Below are 23,947 nucleotides of genomic sequence, written 5' to 3'. Positions count from 1 at the left end.
TAGGACCAGTGGCCGACAACGCGCGGGCGAAGAAGCTGGCGGACCTCATCCGGGAGGTGGTGGCCGAAAAGCTGCTGCGTGGCGTCAAGGACCCGCGCCTCGGAACACACGTCACCATCACGGACACCCGGGTCACCGGCGACCTGCGGGAGGCCACGGTCTTCTACACGGTGTACGGGGACGACGAGGACCGGGCGGCGGCAGCGGCCGGCCTGGAGAGTGCCAAGGGCGTGCTGCGCTCCGCGGTCGGCTCCGCCGCCGGCACCAAGTTCACGCCCACCCTGACGTTCATCGCGGACGCGCTCCCCGAGAACGCCAAGACCATCGAGGACCTGCTCGACAAGGCACGGGCCTCGGACGCCGCGGTGCGCGAGGTGTCCTCCGGCGCCACGTTCGCCGGTGAGGCCGACCCGTACAAGAAGCCCGGCGACGAGGACGACGCCACCGAATGAGCACCGCAGCAAAGACGCCCGACGGACTTGTCATTGTCGACAAGCCGTCGGGCTTCACTTCGCACGACGTCGTGGCCAAGATGCGCGGCATCGCCAAGACCCGCCGCGTGGGCCACGCCGGCACCCTCGACCCGATGGCGACGGGTGTGCTCGTCCTCGGCGTGGAGCGGGCCACCAAACTCCTGGGGCACCTCGCCCTGACCGAGAAGGAATACCTCGGCACGATCCGGCTCGGCCAGGACACCGTCACCGACGACGCCGAGGGCGAGATCATCTCGTCCACCGACGCCTCCCGGGTGACCCGCGAAGGCATCGACGCGGGGGTCGCCGCCCTGACCGGCGCCATCATGCAGGTGCCGTCCAAGGTCTCCGCCATCAAGATCGACGGCAAGCGTTCCTACGCGCGGGTGCGCGGCGGCGAGGAGTTCGAGATCCCGGCCCGCCCGGTGACCGTCTCCTCCTTCCGTGTCTACGACGTGCGCGAGGCCGTCGCCGAGGACGGCACCCCCGTCATCGACCTGGTCGTCTCGGTCGTCTGCTCCTCCGGCACCTACATCCGGGCACTCGCCCGCGACCTGGGGGCCGGGCTGGGCGTCGGCGGACACCTCACCGCGCTGCGCCGCACCCGTGTCGGCCCGTACGGGCTCGACGCGGCCAGCACCCTCGACCAGCTCCAGGAATCCCTCACCGTGATGCCGGTCGCCGACGCCGCGGCCGCCGCCTTCGCGCGCTGGGACGTGGACGCGCGCCGCGGCTCGCTGCTCCTCAACGGCGTACGCCTGGACATGCCCGACGAGTACGAGGCCGGCAAGGCGGTCGGAGTCTTCGGGCCCGACGGCACCTTCCTCGCGCTGGTCGAGAGCCAGAAGGGCAAGGCCAAGAGCCTCGCCGTCTTCGGCTGAGCGGCCCACCGTGGAGCGGGCGGACGGCCCGCTCCACGATCCCCCTTGCCAGAGGTCCATCCGCACCGCTCGGGGGATTCACCCCATCGAGCGGGCGCTCGGAGTGAACCGCGGGAGCACAGGGGGGCGCTTTCCGCAGGAGTCCTTCTCGGGCGGATCACCCCAGAACTACCGTTTCGGACATGGGACGTGGGGTGGCGGGCGAGGGCCGGGAGACGTTGGTACGGATCTGTGATCCGGCCGGGCGCACCCGGGGGGCCGGCTTCGTCGCCGACGACCGGGGGACCGTCGTCACCAGCCATGAAGCCGTCGACGGACTGACCAGGGTCGTCCTGCGCGCACCCGGCGACCGCACCTGGCTGGCCGAGGCCGACGACCTCACCCTCCTGCCCGAAGCAGGCCTCGCCCTCGTGCGCACCGACGGGCTCGGCGTGCGGCCCCTGCCGGCGTCGGCGCGCGACGGGATCGAGCCGGGCACCTATGTGCGAGTCGCCGCCCACGGGTGGCGCGAAGCCCGTGTCCTGGGCACCGCCCCCGCCACGTACACCGCCGGCGACCGCTTCCATCTCCTGGACGGCGTCCTGGAGTTGGCGATCGGCACGGCCGGCAGCGAAGCCATGCGGCTCGGCGGCGAGGCCGGCGGGGGCCCCGTCCTCGACCCCGTGACCGGGGCCGTCATCGGCGTGGTCGCCACCGCGCTGCACGCCCCGCACCCCGCATCGGGGTTCGCGATGCCGCTCCGCGCCGAGCAGGGCCCGCTCGCCGACCTCCTGCGGCGCAACGCCGCCACCGTGCCCGCCTACGGCCGCGACCTGAACCTGGCAGGCGCGCTCCAGCTCACCGCGACCACCGTGGGCTTTGCGGGCGGCCCCGGCCTGGCGCAGGACCCGGTGGAACGGCGCGCCGTCATCGAGGAGTTCACGGCGTTCACCGAAGGGGACGCCCTGGTGCTCGGCCTCGTCGGCGACCCCGGCACGGGACGCACCACCGAGCTCGCCGCGTGCGCCGCCCGCCGCGCCCGCGGCGCCGAACCCGCGCCGACGCTGTGGCTGCGCGGCGCGGACCTGCGGGCCGATGACGCGTCGGTGTCCGACGCCGTCGCCCGCGCCCTGAACCAGGCGGCGCGCATCGTCGCCGCCGCCACGGCGCCCGGCGAAAGCGCGGCCACACCGGACAAGGTGGCGTGGCTCGCCCGCCGGGCGGGGCGCCCGCTGCTTCTCCTGCTCGACGGGCCGGAGGAGATGCCGCCCGTGCTCGCCCACCGCCTGGACGAATGGACCGCGGGAACCGTCGGCTGGCTCGCTCGGGCCGGGGCGCGCATGGTGGTCGCCTGCCGCCCCGAGCACTGGGAGCAGGCCGGCGCGCGCTACCCCGAAGGCGTCCTGCACCCGGCCCCGCAGCCCCGCCTGCCCGACGCCGTACGCATCGGCGACCTCGGGTGCGCGGAAGCGGCCGAGGCCCGCCAACGGCACGGCCTCCCGGACACCGCGCCGGCCGGACACGACGCCCGGCACCCGCTGACGCTGCGCCTGCTCGCCGAAGTGCGGGCCGCACTGCCCGACGAGGTCGAGGGCAGCCCCGACCGCGAGGAGATCTTCTCGGCCCACCTCGACCTGATGTGCCTGCGCATCGCGGTACGCGTCGCCGCCTCGGCCCGGCCGCCCCTGCGCGGCAGTGCGGTGCGCCGGCTCGCGGCCCGCGTCGCGGGCCAGGTGCACGAGGCGGCCCGCCGCTGTCTTGGCCCCGGCCAGGGCGAGCTGGACCGCGCGTCGTTCGAGGAGATCTTCCCCTGGCGTACGGGCTCGGCGTCCGCGGTGCTGACCGAGGGGCTGCTCGTGCCGGCCGGAGCGGGCTACCGGTTCGCGCACGAGGAACTTGGCGACTGGGTGCAGGCCGCCCATCTCGACCTCGACGCCGCGCTGTACGCCCTGGTGCACCGCTGGTACGACGAGATCCACCCGGGGGCCGGGGTGCGGCCGCCCCCGCACCCCCATCCCGGCGCCGTCCCCGAAGGACACGTACCGCCGCCGGGACGGGAACCCGCCGCAGCACGCTCCCTGCCCGTCCCGCGGCACCGCATCGGCCCCGTCCTCGAAGCCCTGCTGCTGCTCGGGAGCCGACAGGGATCCACCCAACTCGCCCTGAAACTCAAGGAGTTGGTGCAGGCGCTCGACCGGGCGGCGACGGCCACCGCCGACGGCGGCGGGCCCGCCGACGCCCCGTGGTGGGCCGCGCGCCTGCTGTCCGGGACGCTGCTGCGCGTGGCCGACGCGCGGCCCTACCAGGAGGTGCTGCGTCTGCTCGCCGACCGCATCAGCCGCCACTGCGTACGCGAAGGCGGCCCGGCGCACCTCGGGGCGTACGGCGTGTTCGGCCCCTGGTTCTGGACGCGGCTGCGGCTCGGCGACGACGGCAGGCTCGACCTGCTGCGCCGCCTGGTGCCCGCCGACGGGGTGCCGGGAGCGACGCCCGGCTGGGAGCGCTACCTGGACGCCGTCGACCGCCTGCTCACCGAGAAGCCCGCGGCCGTGCAGCCGCTGCTGTGCCGCTGGTTCACCGACGAGCGGCCGCTGCCCGTGCCGCCCGGCGCGGAGGTGCGGCCCACCGTCGCGCGAGCCGCACAGGCCCTGCTGTACGCGCGCCGGACGCACGCCGTCGACGACCTCACCGAGGCGCTGGTGGCCACCGCCCACGTCCACGCCGACGAACTGCTCGCCCAGCTCGCCGAGGACGAGCCGTCCGCGCTCTGCCGCGCCGTGGACCGCTGGGCCAACGACGAACGGCCCGAACTGCGGGCCGCGGCCGCCGCGCACGGGCCGCGCGTCGCGCCGCGCGCGGGCACCGCGACCGACCGCGACCTGCTGCGCCACGCCGCCGTCGCGCTGCTCGCGCGCCCCGATGACACCCCGCTGCACGGCGCCGCGCTCGCGCTCCTCATCCGCGACCCGCGCACCCGCGCCCACCACCTCGACCAGGCGCTCGCCCACTACGGCGCGGGGGACCCGGGCCTGCCGGCCGCGGCCCTCGCCACGGCCCTCACCACCCACCCCGAGCCCGTCATCGCCGCGTTGAGGACCCGACTGCACGAGCGGGGCACCGGGGCGGCCGACGTGCTCGACGCGCTCGCGGAGATCAACACCCCGGCCCTGGCCCGCCGCGCCGCCGCCCTCGTCCAGGACCACGCCGTACGCCACCCCGGGGCGGCATGGCACGTCGCGGCCTTCGTGGACCGGCGGCTGGAATACGGGCCGGCCGCGCGCGCCGTGCTCTTCCCGCTGGTGACCAGCCTGCTGCGGGTCCGCGGCCACCCCGTCCGGCGCGCGCTCGCCCCCGTCCTGGCCGCGCCCGGCACCCCGGCCTCGCGCCCGCTGCGCGCCGAGCTGCTAGACGTACTCCTCGCATTCGAGGGGTACGCCTCGTACGACCTGAGCGTCGTCGACGCCCTGCTCGGCGCCGCGGCGACCGGATCGGGACAGCGGGCCGAGGCCCGCACCCGTGATCTCGTGCACCGCACCGGGCTCCTGTTCGCCCGCACCCCCGAGGGCGCGGCCCGGTTCGACCTGCGCCTGGCCGAGCTGTGCCGGGAGACCCCCGGATTCGCCGCGCAGGTCGGCGGATGGCTGCTCCGGGCGCCGCACGAATGGGCCGCGGTGGTCGGCCCGGTGGCCCGCCGCGCCCTACGGATGCCGGGCAGTCCCATGCCGATGCGGGCCCGGGCGGCCGGGCATGGCAGTCTTAGACCTGCATGACGCGCAAGGGTCAACGACGTACACGGGTTCGAGGAGCGGTCACAGTGCAGCGCTGGCGTGGCTTGGAGGACATCCCCCAGGACTGGGGACGCAGCGTCGTCACCATCGGCTCCTACGACGGGGTGCACCGCGGACACCAGCTGATCATCGGCCGGGCCGTGGAGCGCGCCCGCGAGCTCGGCGTGCCCTCCGTCGTGGTCACCTTCGACCCGCACCCCAGCGAGGTCGTGCGCCCCGGCAGCCACCCGCCGCTGCTCGCCCCGCACCACCGGCGCGCGGAGCTGATGGCCGAGCTCGGTGTCGACGCGATCCTCATCCTCCCCTTCACCAGCGAGTTCTCGAAGCTCTCGGCCGCCGACTTCGTGGTGAAGGTCCTCGTCGACAAGCTGCACGCCACACTCGTCGTGGAGGGCCCCAACTTCCGCTTCGGCCACAAGGCGGCGGGCAACGTCGACGTCCTCGCCGAGCTCGGCCGCACCTACGACTACGAAGTCGAGCTCATCGACCTGCGGGTGCGCGGCGAGGCGGGCGGCGGCGAGCCGTTCTCCTCGACCCTGACCCGCCGTCTCGTCGGCCTCGGCGACATCGAGGGCGCCGCCGAGATCCTTGGCCGGCCGCACCGCGTCGAGGGCGTCGTCGTGCGCGGCGCCCAGCGCGGCCGCGAACTCGGCTACCCGACGGCCAACGTCGAGACACTGCCACACACCGCGATCCCCGCGGACGGCGTGTACGCGGGCTGGCTCACGGTGAACGGCGAGCGGATGCCCGCGGCCATCTCGGTCGGCACCAACCCGCAGTTCGACGGCACCGAGCGCACCGTCGAGGCCTACGCCATCGACCGCGTCGGACTCGACCTGTACGGGCTGCACGTCGCCGTCGACTTCCTCGCCTATGTCCGCGGCATGGCCAAGTTCGACTCCATCGAGGACCTGCTGGAAGCGATCGGCAACGACGTGAAGCGGTCCACGGAACTGATCGAGGCCTACGAGGCCGGGCGCGGCTAGCAGCGCCCGGCGCCGGGACGGGTCTCAGCCGGAGCCGGAGCCGGAGCCGGCCGCGGCCGCCCAGTGGCACGCCACCTGCGCCGCCGTGCCGCCGGACAGGACCGGCAGGTCCTGGGTGCGGCAGCGTTCCGCGACGCCCGCGCGCTCGGCCTCGCCCGACGCCAGGACCTGGCAGCGGGCGTGGAAGCGGCAGCCGTCCGGAACGCGGGACGGATCCGGGGGCTCGCCGGTGAGGACCACCGGATCGCCCGGGGACTCCGGCAGAACCGACAACAGGGCCTGGGTGTAAGGGTGTTGAGGGCTCGTCAGGACGTCCTCGACGGGACCCGTCTCCACGATGCGGCCCAGGTACATCACCGCCACCCGGTCCGCGATGTTCCAGGCGAGACCCAGATCATGCGTGACGACCAGGGCGGACAGGCCGAGCTCGTCCCGCAGCCGCAGCAGCAGCGCCAGGATCTCGCCGCGCACCGACGCGTCGAGGGAGGCCACGGGCTCGTCCGCGACGAGCAGTTCGGGCGAAAGGACCAGCGCGCCCGCGATCACCACCCGCTGGCGCTGGCCGCCCGACAGCTCGTGCGGATACCGCAGGAAGAACCGCTCCGGCGGGCGCAGACCCGCCCTCGACAGTGCCCGCGCCACCACCTCCCGCTCGTCGCCGGGTGAGCCGTGGATGCGCAGCCCCTCGGCGACGGCGTCGTACACCGTGTGCCGGGGGTTCAGCGATCCGCTCGGGTCCTGCAACACCAGCTGGACCCGCCTGCGGTACGCCTTCAGGGTGCGCGCGTGGTGGTCGAGCGGGCTGCCGTCGAAGGCGACCGTGCCGCCGCTCGGGACGACCAGACCGAGCAGGGCCCGGGCGAGCGTCGTCTTGCCGCAGCCCGACTCGCCGACCAGGGCGACGATCTCACCGGCGCCGACGGTGAGTTCGACGCCGTCCACCGCACGGGCGGGCGGGGCGCCGCGCCGGCCGGGGAAGGTGACGTGCAGGCCGGCGGCGGTCAGGAGCGGGCCCGTCGTGGTGGTCATGCGGTACTCCTCGACAGGGAGCCGGTGTGCACGCAGGCCACCCGGTGGTCAGGGCCCGCGGCGCGCAACGGCTGGTCGTCCGATGCGCAGACGGCGAGCGCGGCCGGGCAGCGCGGATGGAAGGTGCAGCCCGGTGGCAGCGCGGACGGGTCGGGCGGATCACCCGGCAGGCCCCGGGGCGCGCGGCGCGACGCCGGGTCGCCGATGCGCGGGAAGGCGGCGGACAGGGCCCGGCCGTAGGGGTGCCGGGCCGCCGTGCAGACCTGGCGCGCCGGGCCCTCCTCGACGATGCGGCCCGCGTACATCACCGCGAGCCGGTCGCACGTGTCGGCGAGGACCGCCAGATCGTGACTGATCATCAGAAGGCTGATGCCCCGGTCGGCCACAAGGCGTTCGATCAGACGCAGGATCTGCGCCTGGATCATCACGTCGAGCGCCGTCGTCGGTTCGTCCGCGACGATGAGCCGGGGCGCGCAGGCGAGCGCCATCGCGATCATCACGCGCTGGCGCTGGCCGCCGGACAGTTCGTGCGGGTAGGCGCCGGCCCGCGAGGCGGACAGACCGACCTGTTCGAGGAGTTCACCGACGCGCGCGCGGGCCGCGGCCGGCGTGGCCAGACCGTGCAGCACGATCGGCTCGGCGATCTGGTCGCCGACCCGGTGCACCGCGTTGAGCGAGTGCATCGCCCCCTGGAAGACGATGGAAGCGCCCGCCCAGCGCACCGCCCGCAGCCGGCCCCAGCGCATGGTCAGGACGTCCTCGCCGTCGAGCAGCACCGACCCCGAGAGCTCCGCCGACGCGGGGAGCAGCCGCAGCAGCGCCATCGCCAGGGTCGACTTGCCGCAGCCCGACTCGCCCGCGACGCCCAGCTTGCGGCCGGGCCCGATCGTCAGGTCCACCCCGCGCACGGCCGCCACACCGCCCGGGTACGTGACGTGCAGGTCCTTGATCTCCAGCAGGCTCATCGGGCCCCCAGCCTCGGATTGAGGACGGCTTCGACGGCCCGCCCGCAGAGCGTGAAGGACAGTGCCACCAGCGCGATCGCGATGCCGGGCGGCGCCAGGTACCACCAGTGCCCCGAGGAGACCGCGCCCGCCTCACGGGCGTCCTGGAGCATGCCGCCCCAGGACACCACCGTGGGATCGCCCAGACCCAGGAAGGCGAGGGTGGCCTCGGTGAGGATGGCGTTGGAGATGCCCAGCGTGGTCTGCGCGAGGACCAGCGGCATCACGTTCGGCAGGACATGACGGCTCATGATGTGACGGTGGCCGCCGCCGAGCGCGCGGGCGCGTTCGATGTACGGGCGTGACTCGACGGCGATGGTCTGCGCCCGCACCAGCCGGGCCGTGGTCGGCCAGGACGTCACGCCGATCGCCAGGATCACCGTCCAGAGGCTGTGCGACATGACGGTGGCCAGCACGATCGCGAGCACCAGCGTCGGCATGACGAGGAACCAGTCGGTGATCCGCATCAATACCGTGGAGAGCCGGCCCCCGTAGTGCCCGGCCAGGATCCCGACGAGGGTGCCGATCGCCACGCTCAGGGCCGCCGCGAGCAACCCGACGGCCAGCGAGATCCGGGCGCCCCACACCAGCAGGCCGAGCAGCGAGCGCCCGAACTGATCGGTGCCGAGCGGGAACCGCAGGCTCGGGGACTCCAGGGCCGCGCCGGGCGCGGTGGTCACGCTCTGGATGTCCCTGCCGACGGTGAGCGGCGCCGTGAGCGCGATCAGGGCGATGAGCGTCAGGCCCGCCAGACCGTACAGCCCGGCCCGGTGCCTGCGGTAGGCGCGCCAGAAACGGGCGAGTGAGTCGCGGCGGCGCGCCCACGCCAGGGAGCCCGGCGGGTCGGCCGCGGTGGTCGTGGTCATCGGCCCACCCTCGGGTCGAGCAGCGGATACAGCAGGTCGGCCAGGAGGTTCATCACGATCATCGCGCCCGCGAACACCATGAACAGGCCCTGCACCAACGGGAGGTCGGGCACACTCAGCGCCTGGTAGAACAGGCTGCCGAGCCCCGGCCAGGAGAACACCGTCTCCACCAGGATCGAACCGGCCGCCACATGGCCCAGGTTGATGAACAGCATCGTGACCGTGGGCAGCAGGGCGTTCGGCACGGCGTGGTGGCGGCGCACGGCGACGTCGCGCAGCCCCTTCGCGCGGGCCGTCGTCAGATAGTCACCGCCCATCTCGTCGAGCAGCGAGGACCGCATGACCAGCAGGGTCTGCGCGTACTGCACCGCCACCAGGGTGAGCACCGGCAGCACCATGTGGTGCGCCACGTCCAGGACATGAGCGGGACCGCTCGTGTCGCCCGACTCCATGCCGCCGGTCGGGAACAGACCGGGGACCGGGCCCGTGCCCACCGAGAACGTGATGATGAGCAGCAGCCCCAGCCAGAACGACGGCACCGACCACAGCGTCAGCGCGAGACCGGTGTGGAGCCGGTCGCCGAGGCCGCCACGGCGCCAGGCCGCGCAGGTGCCCAGCCAGATGCCGAGCGATGAATAGAGGACGACGGCCGTGCCGGTCAGGAGCAGCGTCGCCGGGAGCTTCTGCGCGATGAGCGTGCCGACCGGGGCATGGAACTGGTACGAGGTGCCCAGATCGCCGGTCAGCGCCCGGCCGCAGTAGTCCGTGAACTGCCGCCACATCGGCAGATCGAGCCCGAACTGGCTTCGCAGGGCCGCCAGTTGACCGGCGGAGACCTGGCGGCCGTGGGTCATGGTGCGGACCGGGTCACCGGGGACGATCCGGAACAGGAAGAAACTCGTGACGAGGACCGCGAGCAGGGAGACCACGGCCCCTGCCAGTCTGCCGCCCACGTAGCGCAGATAGGTGAGGGCCGGGCCCGTGGCCGCGAAGCGGCCGCCGCGCGGTCCGGTACGCGCCCCTGCGACCGTGGCGGGTGTGCCGGCCGGATTCGCCGTGGTCATCGGCTACTCACGGTCGTCGGCGCCGGCGCGGCGGCGCAGGAGCAGGAACGAGCCGAGCCCGGCCAGTACGATCACGCCCGCGACGATGCCGAGGACGAGCCCCGCCGAAGCGTCACCGTGCGCCCTCGCGGCCGAGCCCGGCGCGGGGCGGGCCGACCACCAGCTCCAGTAGCCGTCCTGGCCGTAGATGTTGCCCGCGGCCTCGGGCATCGTGGTGATCGACTCGATCCGGTCGGTGCGGTACGCCTCGACCGCGTTGGGATACGCCATGACGTTGACGTACCCGATGTCGTACAGGCGCGACTCCATCTGCTTGACCAGGTCCGCCCGCTTGGCGGTGTCGTATTCGGCCAACTGCTCCGCGTACAGCGCGTCGAACCGCTTGTCGCAGACAAAGTTGTCCGTCTGGCCGCTCACCTGCGGGGTCGCGGGCAGCGCGGCGCAGGTGTGGATGGACAGGACGTAGTCCGGGTCGGGGCTGACCGAGTAGCCGTCCAGGGCGAGGTCGTACTCGCCGGCCATCCATGGATCGGTGACGTTGTCGACGCAGTCGACGGTCAGGCCGATGCCGAGCTTGCCCCACCACTCCTGGAGGTACTTGCTGATGGCCTTGTCGTTCGGGTCGATGGCGTGGCAGAGCAGCCGCAGGGCGAGCGGTTCGCCGTCCTTGCCCAGCCGCCGCCCGTCGGCGCCCCTGGGGTAGCCCGCCCGGTCGAGCAGCGCGCCCGCCCTGCCCGGGTCATAAGCGATCTTCTGATCGGGCGCCGGTCGCCAGAAGTAGTCGGCGAACCGGGGCGGGATGTAGCCCTCGCCCTCGACCGCGTGGCCCTGGAACACCTTGTCGACGAGCATGGTGCGGTCGACGGACGCGAAGAGGGCCCGGCGCACCGCCGGGTCGAGCAGCGCCGGGTTGCCGTCGCCGAACCTCCTGCCGTCCCTGGACCGCGCTCCCGGGTTGACGGCGAGCGCGAGGAAGCGCCGGCCGGGCGCGTCGTCGACCTTGATGCCCGCCGTGGACTTCAGTGAACTCGCCTGCGCGGGCGTCACGTTGGGGACGAAGGACACCTCGCCCTTGCGCAGGGCCGCGACGGCCGCGTCATTGTCCTTGTAGTACGCGAAGACCAACTGGTCGAACGGGGGCGCACCCCGCCAGAAGCGTTTGTTCGGCTTCAGCTTGATGTACCGGTCGACCTTGTAGTCGGTCAGGACGAACGGGCCGTCGCCGACGACGGGGAAGCGCTGGTCGTTGTTGAACTTGGTGAAGTCGCCGACCTTCTTCCACACGTGCTCGGGCACGATGGGCACGTCGAGCGCCGTCATCGTCGCCTGGGGCCGTTCGAGCTCGACGACGAGCGTGGTCGGGTCGGGAGCGGTGACCCTCTTGAAGTTCGAGACGAAGCTGCCGTTGGCGGTCGCCGCGCCCCTGTCGCTCATCATCGTGTTGAACGTCCAGGCCGCGTCCTGCGCGGTGACCGGCTGCCCGTCCGACCAGGTCGTATCGCCCCGGATGGTGTACGTCCACGTCAGCTTGTCCGGCGAGGTCTTCCACGCGGTGGCCAGACCCGGGATCGCGTGGCCGTCCTTCGGGTCGTAGTCCGTCAGGTACTCGTACATCAGCCGGAGCACACTGGTGCTGATCAGCCGCTGGGCCAGAAAGGGACTCAGGGAGTCGACGCTCTGGGAGACGGCGGCGGTGAGCACCTTCTCGCCGGCCTTCGCGTCCTCGCCGGCCTTCGCGTCGTCGGTTGCCGGAGCGAGGGCGGGAAGCAGGGCCCCGACGGTGAGTGCGAGGGCGACGGTCGTCAGGGCCGACAGGCTGCGGGGCCGCGACGGCCGCAGAGCCTTGCGCGACGGAACTGTTCTTGCCATGGGACGGTGACCTCGCGTCATCATTCACACGGAAAAGCAGGATGGATCGCAGGGGTGATCGGGTCTGATCGGCGGTCGAGCGGAGGCGGCGACGGGCGTGGGCGAAGGTTTACCAGGGTGGTCTAGACGTGTCAACGACGCATCGCAGGCCATTTGGTCTGCGAAAACGCCGGAGGGCCCGCACCGTTCGAACGATGCGGGCCCTTCATTGGTCCAGTCCTCTGACGCCTTACTGCTGGGGAGGCGGCGGCGACTGCGGAGCGTGGCCACCGGCGTCCTGCCCCGGCCATCCCGGCGGGGGAGCGGGCGCCTGCGACTCGGGACCGCCGGGCGCGCCCTCGCCCACGGGGGGCGGCGGCGCCTGGTGCGGCCACCCGGCGGGCGGCTGCGGGGCGGCCGGGTAGGGCTGACCGGGGACGGGCGGGCCCGCCTGAGACCAGGGCGCCTGCCCCGGCTGGGCGGGCTGAGCCGCGTACGGCCGGCCGGGCTGGGCGGGCTGAGCCGCGTACGGCTGGCCGGGGTAGGGCTGGTTCGGGCCGCCCGGGGCCGGCTGCTGTCCGCCCATCTGCCCGGGCTGCCCGGGCTGCGGCTGCCCCTGACCGAACGGTGCCTGGTTCGGGAACGGCTGCGCCTGCGCCTGCGCCTGCGCCTGCTCCTGGTTCGGGAACGGCTGGCCGGGCTGGGGTTGGCCCTGGGCGGGGTAGGGCTGACCCGGCTGGGGCTGCGGGTGTGCTTGCGGCGGGGCGGACTGGAAGGGCTGCCCCGGCGCCGGATATTGCTGGGCCTGGTCGGGGAACGGCTGCCCCGGAGCGCCCTGCTGACCCGGCATCGGCGGGGCCAGACGCGGCGGCGGGTTGTGCCCGTCCCCCGTCCACAGCCCTTGCTGCTGCTGGGCCCGTACGAAGTCCTCGGCCACCAGGGCCGAGAGGTTGAAGTACGCCTCCCGGGTCTTGGGCCGCATCATGTCGAGGTCCACCTCGGCGCCGGCCGACAGGTGCTCGTCGAACGGCACCACGACCACACCGCGGCAGCGCGTCTGGAAGTGCTGCACGATGTCGTCCACCTTGATCATCTTGCCGGTCTCGCGGACCCCGGAGATGACGGTGAGCGAACGCTGCACGAGTTCGGCGTAGCCGTGTGCCGAGAGCCAGTCCAGGGTGGTCGAGGCGCTGGACGCACCGTCCACGGAGGGTGTCGAGATGATGATCAACTGGTCGGCGAGGTCGAGCACGCCCCGCATCGCGGAGTAGAGCAGGCCCGTACCCGAGTCGGTGAGGATGATCGGGTACTGCTTGCCCAGGACGTCGATCGCGCGCCGGTAGTCCTCGTCGTTGAACGTCGTGGACACGGCAGGGTCGACGTCGTTCGCGATGATCTCCAGGCCCGACGGCGCCTGCGAGGTGAAGCGGCGGATGTCCATGTACGAGTTGAGGTACGGGATCGCCTGGACCAGGTCGCGAATGGTGGCCCCGGTCTCGCGGCGCACCCGGCGGCCGAGCGTGCCCGCGTCCGGGTTGGCGTCGATCGCCAGGATCTTGTCCTGCCGCTCGGTGGCCAGGGTCGCGCCGAGCGCGGTCGTCGTCGTGGTCTTGCCGACGCCGCCCTTGAGCGAGATGACCGCGATCCGATAGCAGGAGAGCACCGGCGTGCGGATGAGGTTGAGCTTCTGCTGACGCTCGGCCTCCTCCTTCTTGGCGCCGAACTTGAAACGCGAGGCTCCGGCGGCCGGTCCCCGGCTGCTCTTCGGCTTGGGCTTGTTGTTGCGCAGCAGCCGGTCGGAGGACAGCTCGACGGCGGCGGTGTAGCCGAGCGGAGCGCCGGGCATCGACCGCTCACGCTGGTCGTGCGTCACCGGCGAGGGCCACGCGGCACCGGCCCGCGGATCGACGGGCTGCGCCGTCGGCTGTGACGCCGGCTGCGGCTGTGCCTGCGGGGGGATGCCGCCACCCTGCTCCTGCCCCTGCTGGGGGAAGCCGTATCCGCCTTGCGGTGCTGGGGGGTTGGGTGCGTCGGTGGGCACGGGGCCTTGCTGGGGGAAGCCGTAACCGCCTTGCGGCGCTGGCGGGTTGGGTGCCGCGGGCGGGGCGGCCTCGGGCGCGGCGGCGGGGTTGGCTCCTGGGTGGGGGAAGCCGTATCCGCCTTGCGGTGCGGGGGCGGGTGCGTCGGTGGGCACGGGGCCCTGCTGGGGGAAGCCGTATCCGCCTTGCGGTGCCGGGGGGTTGGGTGCCGCGGGCGGGGTGGCCTCGGGCGCCACGGCCGGGTTGGCTCCCGGGTGGGGGAAGCCGTAGCCGCCCTGCGGTGCGGGGGCGTTCGGCGTGGCCGGGGGAGTTGCCGCCCCTGGGTGCGGGAAGCCGTAGCTGCCTTGCGGTGCGGGGGCGGCGCCGCCGGTCGGGGCGGGGCCCTGCTGGGGGGAGCCGTAACCGCCTTGCGGCGCTGGGGGGTTGGGTGCCGCGGGCGGGGTGGCCTCGGGCGCGGCGGCCGGGTTGGCTCCCGGGTGGGGGAAGCCGTAGCCACCCTGCGGTGCCTGCGGGCCGGGTGTGTTCGGCGGGGTGGCGCCCTGCTGCGGGAAGCCGTAACCGCTCTGCTGCTGCGGCCAGGCCGGCGCCGGAGCGGCCTGCTCCGGGAAGGCGTTCGGCATCGGCTGCCCCTGCCCCTGCCCCTGGACCGGCCACTGGGGTGCCGCAGTCGGCGCGGCCGGCTGGAACGCGGGCGGGAGCGGAGGCAGCCCGGGGTGCGGCGCCTGGGCACTGGCCGCCCAGGGCTGATCCGCCGGAGCGTGCGGGGCGGGGGGTGCGTCCTGGGGGCCCGGCGCCGAGACGTCGGAGGGTACGGCGTCGGACGGCACGGCGTCAGCGACCGGCACGGCGTCAGAGACGGGCACCACGTCCGCAACGGGCACCGCATCCGCGACCGGCACCGCGTCCGTGATCTCGGCGTCGTCGGCCGGGCCGTCAGGGGCATCGGCGGGAACGGCGTCGGCAGGCGGGGCGTCCGAGGCCGGGGGTGCCGGCGTGCTCTCCGCCGGTGCCGCGTCCCGCTGCGAAACGGCGTCCGCCTCGTCGGCCGACGCCCCGGAGGCCCCGCGAATCTCGTCCGCCTCAGCGGCCTCGTCCGTGCCGGTCGCCGTCGGGAACGTACCGCCGACGTGCCTGGCGGATGCGTCGTCCCCGTCGTCCGCGTCACCCGCATCATCCACGCTGTGCACGTTGCCCAACTCGTCCGAGTCATCCAACTCATCCGAGTCGTCCGGCTTGGTCGAGCTCGGCGCATCCCCGGAGCGAGTCGCGTCCGCCCGGCCCAAACCGTCGGCCGTGTCGGCCGTGTCGGCAGAGGCGGCGGCGTCGTCGGTGTCGGCGGTGATGCCCGGAACCTCGGCGCGGAGGCCGTCGGTGCCGGCTCCCGCTGCCGGGGCGGCTGCCGGGGCGTCGGGGCCCTCCGGCGCGTTGGGGGCCTGTGCCGAGGGGGACTCGGCGGCGGCTGCGCCACCCACTGCTGACGTAGCGTCAGAAACCGGCGTCGGGGCGGCCTCGCCCCGTGCCGCCGCGGCGGCCGCTTCGAGCTGTTCGAACTCCCGCTTCAGCGCCGACGGCGAGAAGCGCATGGTGGCGCCGCTCTCGATGTCACCACCGCCGAAGGCCTCGCCCTCGTCCGCGGGACGGCTGGCCCTCGGTGCGGGTGCGGGTGTGGCCGCGAGGGGCGGAGGCACCGGCCCCGGGAAGACCGGTCCGGGCGCGGTCGATGTCATGGGCGGCGGGGGCGGCGGGGTGGTGCTCCAGTTGGGCTGGAAGCCGCCCGTCGGCGGAAGCCCGGGCACGTCGATCGGCGTACCGACCGGCGGCGGAAGCGGGCTCGCCGGAGCCCCCGCCTCACCGGACCGCTCCTCGGGGGCCGACGGCGGGGTGTCCTGCGCGCCCTGGGTGTACCAGGCGGGCGGGGTGTAGTCGATGGTGAACTCACCCGTTGTCTCGGGATCGGCGTCGGACCGATTCTCGTCGCGCGCGTTCCCGCCGGTGCGGAACTGGTCCTGGTCGCTGTTCACCGGTTTCCTTTCGTTCGCCTGTGACCGGGTGGAGGTCGTGAGCTTCATTGGCATGTACGGGGCCGGGGGGATCCCTGTGCGACGGGCGCGGAGTCGTGCGCGGTCGCCCGCCCCTGCCCGCGGCGAGCGCCGCGACACCCTTGAACGTACGGACGACGCACTCTCGCCGTGGAATCCCTGCCCCCGGTCCGTCCCACCCTAATCGTCGGCAATACCGCCACGGCAGGCCCGGTTGCCCCCAGCGACTGTCCCTTTCGTCACCCGCACCCCACGGGCGACGCCGAAGTGACCGGGCAGGGGCGGAGCGTGGGGGGCGAAAGGGTCAGATCGGGTCAACTCCCGCGCCGGGGCCTTCGTCAGTCGACCCGTCGGGCGTTCCCCAACAATCCGGTCTCGGTGTCGGTCGCCTGCGTCATGGTGAAGGAGCGGTCGCGGTCGTTGCACCAGAGTGTGACGCCGTCGGCGAGCGTCGAGAGGGTTTCCTGTTCCGTACGCGGCAGGTTCATGAGGCGGGCCAGCTGCGCGGCCTCGTCCGGCGAGACCCGTTGCACGCCGACGAGCCGCGCCTGCCGGACCAGCCGTGGCGCGACCGGGCTGACATAGGGCAGCAGGGTGAGCACCGCCTGCCAGGGCGCCGACACCACACGCCCGCGCGGCGGACGCATGCCGCAGTCCCGCACCACGAGCACCGGTTCACCGGCCGACGCCCCGAGCGGGGGCACCCGGCCCACGTCGTGCACGGTCATGCCGCTTTGGCTGGCGATCGCGTGCACCAGCTGGGCCCACGCCTGCGGCCGGCCGGTCTCCACCGCGACCCGTATCCCGGTCGCCGCCGACCGCAGCGCGAGCACCTGGGCGGTCCACAGGCCGCCGATGAGCACGATGTCGTACGCGGTCGGTCTGCTCACCCCGAGCACCGCGGGCCGCCCCTCGGTGTCCACCCCGGCGACCACGCCGTCGTCGCCGATGGGCAGCGCCAGGGCGTCCAGCTGCTCGACGGACAGGCTGTGCCTGCGGTGGCGGGGGCCGATGAGACCGAAGCCGGTGCGGAGCCCGGGGCGCGCGGTCGGCGCCGACGTCGTCGTGGTCATCAGCGGGCGCCTCCGAACGGCAGCGTGGCGAGCATCCCCGGCAGTTGCTCGTGGTCCAACGGAACGAGCCCGGCCTTCGTCTCCCGAGCGGTACGCAGCAGTGCCTGACGGGCCGCCGCCAGTTCGGCCTCGCTGCGGCCGGTGACCCTGACGTGGCCGCTGATGCCGCCCTCCCGGGCGCCCGCATGCGTGAGCGTGAGGCTGAACGTGGTCGCGAGCGCGGGCACCGCGGTGAGCAGGGCCACCAGCTGGGGCAGCCCGCCCGTGCCCGCGGCCGCGTCGATCCTCGGCCAGCGCCGCACCCAGTACGTGGTGTGCCTGCGGTTGTCGCAGCGCCAGGAACGGCTCGACTCCTCGGTACGCCGCTGGGGCTCCTGCGCCCGGCCGGCCTGCGCCGTCACCAGCGGATTGGCGCAGGCCGACGTGGCCACCGCGTCCGCCAGTTCCTCCTCGGTCAGCACCGTGGTGCGCAGACCCGCGCCGGTCAGCCGGCTCGCCAGATGGAGCGCGGTGCGCGCCACGCACTTCTGGGCCCCCTCGATGCCGCCGCCGCGCGCGGCCACCGCTTCCGGGCACAGCTCCGGGTCGAGTTTGAGCGCGATCCATGTGATGCGGACCGCGGGTGCGGCGGTCGGGGCGTGCAGGGGCGCGTAGTTGGCCACCGCCACCGACTGCTGGGGCAGCCTCAGGGCGGGCGCCGGCTGGGTGTGCAGGAGGATCTGCGCCGACTCCAGACGTATGTCGTCCACGACGAGTGCGTCGCGCACCAGCGCGACGGGGAGCGGGCGTTGGCCCCGGTCGGCGGCCCGCAGCGCCGTCGTGTCCGACTCGACCTGGAGGACGACCGTGAGGAAACCGCCGTCGCCGATCATCCCGATGGGCCGCTGGTCCCGGTCGCCGTGGCTGTACGTGCGCAGCGTGGGGTCGCACTCCACCGCCGGGGCGAAGGACGGCAAGGCGCCCGCGGGGACCGGAGTGCTGCCCGCGCGGCGCTGCCGGGTGCGCAGCGCCCAGGCGGTTCCCAGCCATTCGGGCAGCGAGCGCCCGCGCAGCCGTACCACCGCGAGCAGCACGAGAACCACCGCGACGACGCCCCCCGGCACCAGCGCCACGGGGCCCGCGACCCAGGCCGCGAGCAGCAGGGCGGCGGCCACCTCGATCAGGATGAGTTGTTGCATATGAAACGAACCTGAGCGCCCGGAACGCGACGTGAGGCGGGGCGCCACCGGCCCGTGGGCCGCCCGCGCCGCTGCCGGGACGACGCCAACAGGCGCTCCCCCACGCGTCCTTGAGCGCGATCCCGGCCCGTCGGGCGCCCCGGACCGCCCCCGCGAGCGCGACCGCATTCCTGTCGGCGCAACCATCCTCGACCCCCCGAACCCCACGAAAGCCCTTGGCCGATAGGGCCCTTGAGGACCCGCTCACCCTACCCGCCCCGGGCGTACGATCACGTAACAGGCATAGTAGGTCGCCGGTCTGACAACGCGTCGCCGGTCTGACGACGCAGGGGCGGGGAGCGGGCTCCCACCGCTCCGCACGGGGACGATGGAGAACGCGGACAGTCATGGCATCACGGCGGGACGAGCTCAACGCGTACACCTTCGCGAAGCGCCGCACGCTCGCGGCCTTCATCCAGCCCTCGCCGACGGGCTCGGAGGAGGGGGCGCCGCGCCCGCTGCGCGCCGTGCTGCCGGGCACCCTGGCGGCGGTGGTGCTGCTGGCCGCGTTCGGCGCGTGGGGGATGTTCAAACCCGCCGCGCCGCCCGGCTGGGACACCCCCGGCGAGAAGGTGATCATCGCCGGCAAGTCCACCACCCGGTACGTCGTGCTGAAGACCGACGGCAAGAGCGAGCTGCACCCCGTCCTCAACATGGCGTCCGCCAAACTCCTGCTCGACCCGGACAAGGGCCAGGTCGTCAAGGTGGACGAGTCCGTCCTCGACAAGGGCTCGCTGACCCACGGCGCCACCCTCGGCATCCCCTACGCCCCCGACCGGCTGCCCTCCCCGGAAGAAGCCGGATCCGCCAAGCGCTGGGCGGTGTGCGAGCGTCCCGGTGACGGCGGACGCGCCATCCAGAAAGCCGCGTTCGTCCTGGCCGAGCGCGACAAGGGCCGCACCGACGGCGCCGGCCGGCTGACCGGAGGCGAGCTCCTGTACGTCACGGGCGCCGAGGACAAGACCCGCTACGTCGTGGACGCCCAGGGCACCAAGTACGAGGTCGGCACCGACGAACTCCTGCTGCGCGCCCTGGTCGGCTCGGGCCGCGAACCCGAGCGGGTGTCCAAGGAATGGCTGGACACCCTTCGTTCGGGTGATCCGATCGCGTTCCCCGAGGTCCAGGGGAAGATCGGCGACCCGGCGGGCGTGCCAGGCACCCTCACCCCCGAAGCCAACAAGATCGGCATGGTTCTGCGCGCACCCAACGGCACGAGCAGCCAGTACTACCTCGTCCAGCGCGGCACGGTCTCCCCGGTCTCCGACTTCACCGCGAAGCTGCTCCTCAACAGCCGCACGCTCGGCGGCCTGATGAAAACGGGCCAGGCGACGGCGGTCAACGCCTCCCAGTTCACGCCCGAGACCACCGAGTTCGCGCCCCGGCGGAACTGGCCGCGCCGGATGCCGGCCGCCGTCAACGACGCGGGCACCACCAACGGCAACCGCAACACCGTGTGCAACGTGCTGCGCGACGTCGACAAGGACAACGGCGCCACCACCATGAGCACCTGGGCGGGCACCGACTTCCCCGCGCCCCTGCCCACCGGTTCCAGCAGCGCGTACGTGACGCCCGGATCCGGCCAGCTCTTCCGGCAGATCCAGGGCTCCGAGACCAAGGCCGGCGGTGTCTTCCTGGTCACCGACACCGGCCTGCGCTACGCCATGCAGTCCAACAGCGACAGCGCCGCCGGCGACTCCGGGGCCGGGCTGAGCGCCGACCAGCGCAAGCAGCTCGACCAGGAGGCCCAGCAGGCCCAGACCCGGCTCGGCTACGCCAAGTCCGAGCCGGCGCCCATCCCCATCAGCTGGTCCACGTTCCTGCCGACCGGGCCCCGTCTGTCCACCGGGGCGGCCCGCCAGCCCCAGGGCTCCTGAGGGCGGCAGGACCATGACGTACGTACGCAAGCCCCCAGCCCTGACGGCCGCGGCGGCCCTGACCGTCCTGACCGTCCTGACGAGCCCGGCGGCCGCGGCCCCCGCCGCCGACGGCGACCAGTGCACCTTCCCCTCCAAGCCGTACGCCGGCCGCCCCTGGGCGCTCCAGCGCGTGCTCCTGGACGAGCTGTGGCACCAGTCGACCGGCAAGGGCGTGCGGGTCGCCGTGATCGACACCGGCGTCGACATCCAGAACGCCCAGCTGAAGGGCGCGGTCGACGCGTCCAAGGGCAAGAACCTCCTGCCCAAGGACCTCAAGGACCCCAGCAACCAGCCGCTGCCGCGCGGCGCCGAGAACGGCACGACGGACACCGTCGGGCACGGCACGAAAGTCGCCGGCATCATCGCGGCGCGCCCCGCCCAGGGCACGGGATTCGTCGGCCTCGCCCCCGACGCGACGATCATCCCCCTCCAGCAGAACGACGCCGACGGCCACGGCACGGCGCAGACGCTCGCCAACGCCATCCAAGACGCGATCGACGCGGGCGCCGACGTCATCAACATCTCGCAGGACACCGCGAACGCCGTGGAACCCGCGGCCACCCTGAAGCAGGCGGTGGACGCGGCGCTGGCCAAGGACATCGTGGTCGTCGCCTCCGCGGGCAACGACGGCCTCGGCGGCAACGTCAAGCCCACCTACCCGGCCTCCTACCCCGGAGTCCTCGCGGTCGCCGCGTCGGACCGCAACAACGAGCGGGCGGCGTTCTCCCAGTCCGGCGCGTTCGTGGGCGTCGCCGCTCCCGGCGTCGACATGATCTCCACGGTGCCGGGCGGCGGCCACTGCGCCGACAGCGGTACGAGCTTTTCGGCCCCGTACGTCGCCGCGGTGGCGGCCCTCATCAAGGCGAAGCACCCCCACTGGACACAGCGCGAGATCGTCGCCCAGATCCAGCAGACCGCCGAACGCTCGGTGGCCGGCCACGACCGCCTGGTCGGCTGGGGCGTCGTCGACCCGGTCCGCGCCCTCACCGAGGACGACCACCCCATCGAAGCCCCGGTCGCCCACGAGGGCGTCACCCCCGCCCGCGTCCCGACCCCCGCGGCGCTCCACCTCGGCGAGAGCGACGAACAGCGCACCCAACGCCTGGCCACCTACGTCGCCGTCGGCGCCGCGGTCCTCGCCGCCGTCCTGAGCGGCGCGGCCGTGGCGATCAGGGACGCGCGCCGCAGGAGCCGGCGCATGGCGCGCAACGATGCGGCGTGAACGGGAGGGGTGGCGGGCCCCGGGCCCCGGCGCTTTTCGGCCCGCCGGACCTTTCGGGGAAAGTGAGTAGCGGTACTCATGTGAGGGCTGACGCACCCTCATAGGGTCGCAGCGACGGGGTCAACCCGCCGACGCCGAAAGCCCGTTGGGGCGGCGGCGGGAGTTGGTTACAGTGATCACGGCGCGACGGAGCGTGGCCAGGGGGACGGCGACGGCCCCGGCGGTGCGCCCCGCCGCCCGCGGGGGAGCGGCGTACGACAAGGGGCGTACTGCGAGGGGCATACGGCGAGGGGCTGACGGCAAGCGCGTACGGCAAGCGGCAAGCGGCAAGCGGCAAGCGGGGAGCGGCACATGGGGCGCCAGGAGGCGGCCCGCCGACAGGGGCGGAGGCGACAACGGTGAGTGCTGACCTCAAGAAGGGCATGGAGGCACTGAAGGCCTTCAAGGGCCGGGTGGACACCGTGCTCACCACCTTCGAGGGCTCGCACGCCGGCGCCACGACGCTGGCGTCCCAGCGGATTCCCCGAGCGTCCTTCAGTGCGGGCGGCGGCGCGTTCCCCGAGGCGGACGGCCTCTACACCCAGTACCACCGCGTGCATGAACACCTGACCTCACTGTCGAAGTCCCTGGGCCTCCAGATCGAGGCGATGGGAATCGCCGTGCACGGCGCGGACGTCGGGTTCGACAACCTGGACGAGGAGACGCGACAGCGGTTCTGGGCGATCCAGTCGAAGATCGACTACGACGGGGCCGAGGCGCGGCGCGCGAAGGACGGGCACCCGGCGCCGGAGCGCTCCGACGACAAGACCTCACGGACGGGGTGGTAGCGATGAGCGACAACAAGCCGCAGGCGTCCTCGCCGCAGGCCCCGCCGCTCACGGAGGAGCAGCGCGTCAGCCGGCAGGTGGGCGCCACCGACATGGCCACGGGAGCGTCACGGGCGCTGTCCGGGATGCTCCCCTTCGGGGGGCCGGTCCGCTTCTTCGGAACGACCGACTTCGAGAGCCACCGGCTCAACGACATGATCGACCTGGTGGAGAACGCCAACCCGGAGCATCTGACAAGCGCCGGGGAGGCGTTGTTCGCCGCACACGAGGCGATCGAGGAGGCGGCCGGAACGCTCGACAAGGACATCGCCCGCGTCGACTGGGAGGGCGAATCCGGCAACGCCTTCCGCGACTGGGGCAAGGCCCTCGCCGGGCACGCCAAGAACCTGGGCGACTTCGCCAGTACGGCCGGGGTCCAGATCAGCGCGGCGGGCATGGGCCTCGCGTCCGTCCGCCAGGCGATGCCGCCACGGGACCACCGCCCCGAGTCGGTGAAGGCGACGGACCTTCCGGCGGAGAAGCGGGTCGCAGGGAACGCGGAGTACGAGGCGGCGGTGCGGGCGGAGAAGGATCGCCAGGAGGCGATCAACCAGATGAACCGCCTGTCGTCCTTCTACACCGTCGCGGAGCAGACCCTGGCCGGGCAGCAGGCGCCTGTCTTTGAGGTCATGCCGAGCGTGGGGGTGCCTCAGCCGGAGCCGGGCTTTGGGATCGAGCCGCGGGATTCGCAGAGGCCGATCACGACCGTCAGCCCTTCGGTCGACAGGACTGGGAATGTTCATCACCCGGACGAGCGCACTCCCGCGCAGAGCCGTGTGCGGCAGCTGCCTGAGGGAGCGGATCGGTCCGCGCATCCGGTGGCCGCGTCGGCCCCCTCAGCAGCTGTCCCGACCGGGCCGCCTGCGGGGACCGAGCTCAACAGCTTTCTCACGCCGCCCGTGTCGACTCCGGCCCCAGCTATGGGGACCCCTCTGCCGTCCACCCCTGCGACTTCTCCCGTCGTGAGCAGTCTGCCGCCCGTCCTCGCAGAGTCACTGGCGCCCTTGACCGGCGGCGCTGCCAGGGCCGTCGGCCCAAGTGGTATGGGGTTCCGTGAGCCCGTGCAGGCGGTTGGTGGCCCGTCGAGCGCATCCGGGCGGGGGGAGGCGCCTCTGGGCCGAGCGGGAGGATCACCTCAGAACGAGGCTCAAGGCGGAGGCCGCGCCAGGGGTGAGATGCCTATGGGGCGCGGAGTTGCAGGAGGCAGCCCGCGGTTTGCCGATACGCGCGGTCCGCGTGGCGGGACGACAAGTCCGGCGCCCATGGGCCGGGGTGGAGGCGTGGTCGGTGGGCGACCGACTGCGGCCTCCCCGGGGTCTGCCGCCTCACGGCCGCCAAGGGGCTCGATCGTGGGCGGCGAAGGCGCGGCGGTTTCCTCGTCCGCACGGCATCCGATCCAACGCGGCGTGATGGGAGCGGCCGGGCCGCCGCCTGCGAAGGGGGTGCGTTCCGTCAGTAACGCCGATGGTGTGGTCGGTAAGCCGCAAGGCAGAATCTCGGGTGCTCGCGCCCCCGGCAATGGCTTCAGCCGAGGCGGCACCGGTCTGGTGAGGAGATCGGGAAACGATGGCGACGGGAACTCGGAGCACGAGGGAACCGATCAGGGTGGCGGCCCCGCGGGCGAGTCGGAGGAGCCGTCGTGCTGACCGGGCGGGGT

General features: G+C 73.5%; 16 protein-coding genes. 8 read left to right on the top strand and 8 right to left on the bottom strand.

Features of this window, described 5'->3' with window-relative positions:
- The first annotated feature begins 8 nt into the window (after positions 1-8).
- The 4 genes from rbfA to ACGFW5_RS06805 all read left to right on the top strand — a co-directional run bounded on the left by rbfA (position 9) and on the right by ACGFW5_RS06805 (position 6,107).
- A complete protein-coding gene (rbfA, locus tag ACGFW5_RS06820) occupies positions 9-452 on the top strand; it encodes a 30S ribosome-binding factor RbfA (RefSeq protein WP_393833124.1) in 444 nt (147 codons plus the stop codon).
- Entirely contained in the window at positions 449-1,354 is a 906-nt protein-coding gene (gene truB, locus ACGFW5_RS06815; RefSeq protein WP_393833123.1) for a tRNA pseudouridine(55) synthase TruB, read from the top strand. Before rbfA ends, truB begins: the two co-directional genes overlap by 4 nt.
- A 182-nt stretch (positions 1,355-1,536) precedes the next feature.
- On the top strand, positions 1,537-5,103 hold the full coding sequence (locus ACGFW5_RS06810; protein WP_393833122.1) for a serine protease: 3,567 nt from the start codon (positions 1,537-1,539) through the stop codon (positions 5,101-5,103).
- 44 nt (positions 5,104-5,147) lie between these two features.
- Complete coding sequence (locus tag ACGFW5_RS06805; RefSeq protein ID WP_393833121.1) at positions 5,148-6,107, top strand: bifunctional riboflavin kinase/FAD synthetase; 960 nt, start codon at positions 5,148-5,150, stop codon at positions 6,105-6,107.
- A 24-nt stretch (positions 6,108-6,131) separates the two neighbouring features.
- Here ACGFW5_RS06805 and ACGFW5_RS06800 read toward each other — a convergent pair whose 3' ends face one another.
- The 8 genes from ACGFW5_RS06800 to eccE all read right to left on the bottom strand — a co-directional run bounded on the left by ACGFW5_RS06800 (position 6,132) and on the right by eccE (position 18,415).
- Positions 6,132-7,136 carry an ABC transporter ATP-binding protein gene (locus ACGFW5_RS06800; protein ID WP_393833120.1) on the bottom strand — a complete coding sequence of 335 codons (1,005 nt, stop codon included), beginning with the start codon at positions 7,134-7,136 and terminating at the stop codon, positions 6,132-6,134.
- On the bottom strand, positions 7,133-8,101 hold the full coding sequence (locus ACGFW5_RS06795; RefSeq protein WP_393833119.1) for an ABC transporter ATP-binding protein: 969 nt from the start codon (positions 8,099-8,101) through the stop codon (positions 7,133-7,135). The genes ACGFW5_RS06800 and ACGFW5_RS06795 overlap by 4 nt, the downstream gene beginning before the upstream one ends.
- Complete coding sequence (locus ACGFW5_RS06790) at positions 8,098-9,006, bottom strand: ABC transporter permease (RefSeq protein WP_393833118.1); 909 nt, start codon at positions 9,004-9,006, stop codon at positions 8,098-8,100. The genes ACGFW5_RS06795 and ACGFW5_RS06790 overlap by 4 nt, the downstream gene beginning before the upstream one ends.
- Positions 9,003-10,070, bottom strand: coding sequence for an ABC transporter permease (locus ACGFW5_RS06785; RefSeq protein ID WP_393833117.1), 1,068 nt, complete (start codon positions 10,068-10,070; stop codon positions 9,003-9,005). The genes ACGFW5_RS06790 and ACGFW5_RS06785 overlap by 4 nt, the downstream gene beginning before the upstream one ends.
- Before the next feature lie 3 nt (positions 10,071-10,073).
- Entirely contained in the window at positions 10,074-11,939 is a 1,866-nt protein-coding gene (locus ACGFW5_RS06780) for an ABC transporter substrate-binding protein (RefSeq protein ID WP_393833116.1), read from the bottom strand.
- Between the two features lie 229 nt (positions 11,940-12,168).
- A complete protein-coding gene (locus ACGFW5_RS06775) occupies positions 12,169-15,978 on the bottom strand; it encodes an SCO5717 family growth-regulating ATPase (RefSeq protein WP_393833115.1) in 3,810 nt (1,269 codons plus the stop codon).
- A 356-nt stretch (positions 15,979-16,334) separates the two neighbouring features.
- Positions 16,335-17,069, bottom strand: a complete 735-nt coding sequence (locus ACGFW5_RS06770) for a hypothetical protein (protein WP_393833114.1) — start codon at positions 17,067-17,069, stop codon at positions 16,335-16,337.
- On the bottom strand, positions 17,069-18,415 hold the full coding sequence (gene eccE, locus ACGFW5_RS06765) for a type VII secretion protein EccE (RefSeq protein WP_393833113.1): 1,347 nt from the start codon (positions 18,413-18,415) through the stop codon (positions 17,069-17,071). Before eccE ends, ACGFW5_RS06770 begins: the two co-directional genes overlap by 1 nt.
- Positions 18,416-18,633: 218 nt before the next feature.
- Between eccE and eccB the strand changes: the two genes are divergently transcribed.
- The 4 genes from eccB to ACGFW5_RS06745 all read left to right on the top strand — a co-directional run bounded on the left by eccB (position 18,634) and on the right by ACGFW5_RS06745 (position 23,936).
- Complete coding sequence (eccB, locus tag ACGFW5_RS06760; RefSeq protein WP_393833112.1) at positions 18,634-20,160, top strand: type VII secretion protein EccB; 1,527 nt, start codon at positions 18,634-18,636, stop codon at positions 20,158-20,160.
- Positions 20,161-20,173: 13 nt separating this feature from the next.
- Complete coding sequence (mycP, locus tag ACGFW5_RS06755) at positions 20,174-21,424, top strand: type VII secretion-associated serine protease mycosin (RefSeq protein WP_393833111.1); 1,251 nt, start codon at positions 20,174-20,176, stop codon at positions 21,422-21,424.
- 398 nt (positions 21,425-21,822) lie between these two features.
- Positions 21,823-22,251: a hypothetical protein gene (locus ACGFW5_RS06750; protein ID WP_393833110.1), complete on the top strand. Its 429-nt coding sequence runs from the start codon at positions 21,823-21,825 to the stop codon at positions 22,249-22,251.
- Positions 22,252-22,253: 2 nt separating this feature from the next.
- Entirely contained in the window at positions 22,254-23,936 is a 1,683-nt protein-coding gene (locus tag ACGFW5_RS06745) for a hypothetical protein (protein ID WP_393833109.1), read from the top strand.
- Positions 23,937-23,947 lie beyond the last annotated feature (11 nt).

It is taken from the genome of Streptomyces sp. NPDC048416, from assembly GCF_043200435.1.
Taxonomy (GTDB): Bacteria; Actinomycetota; Actinomycetes; order Streptomycetales; family Streptomycetaceae; genus Streptomyces.
The sequence above is the reverse complement of the archived record's forward strand: the minus strand, read 5'-3'. Positions and strand labels throughout refer to the sequence as shown.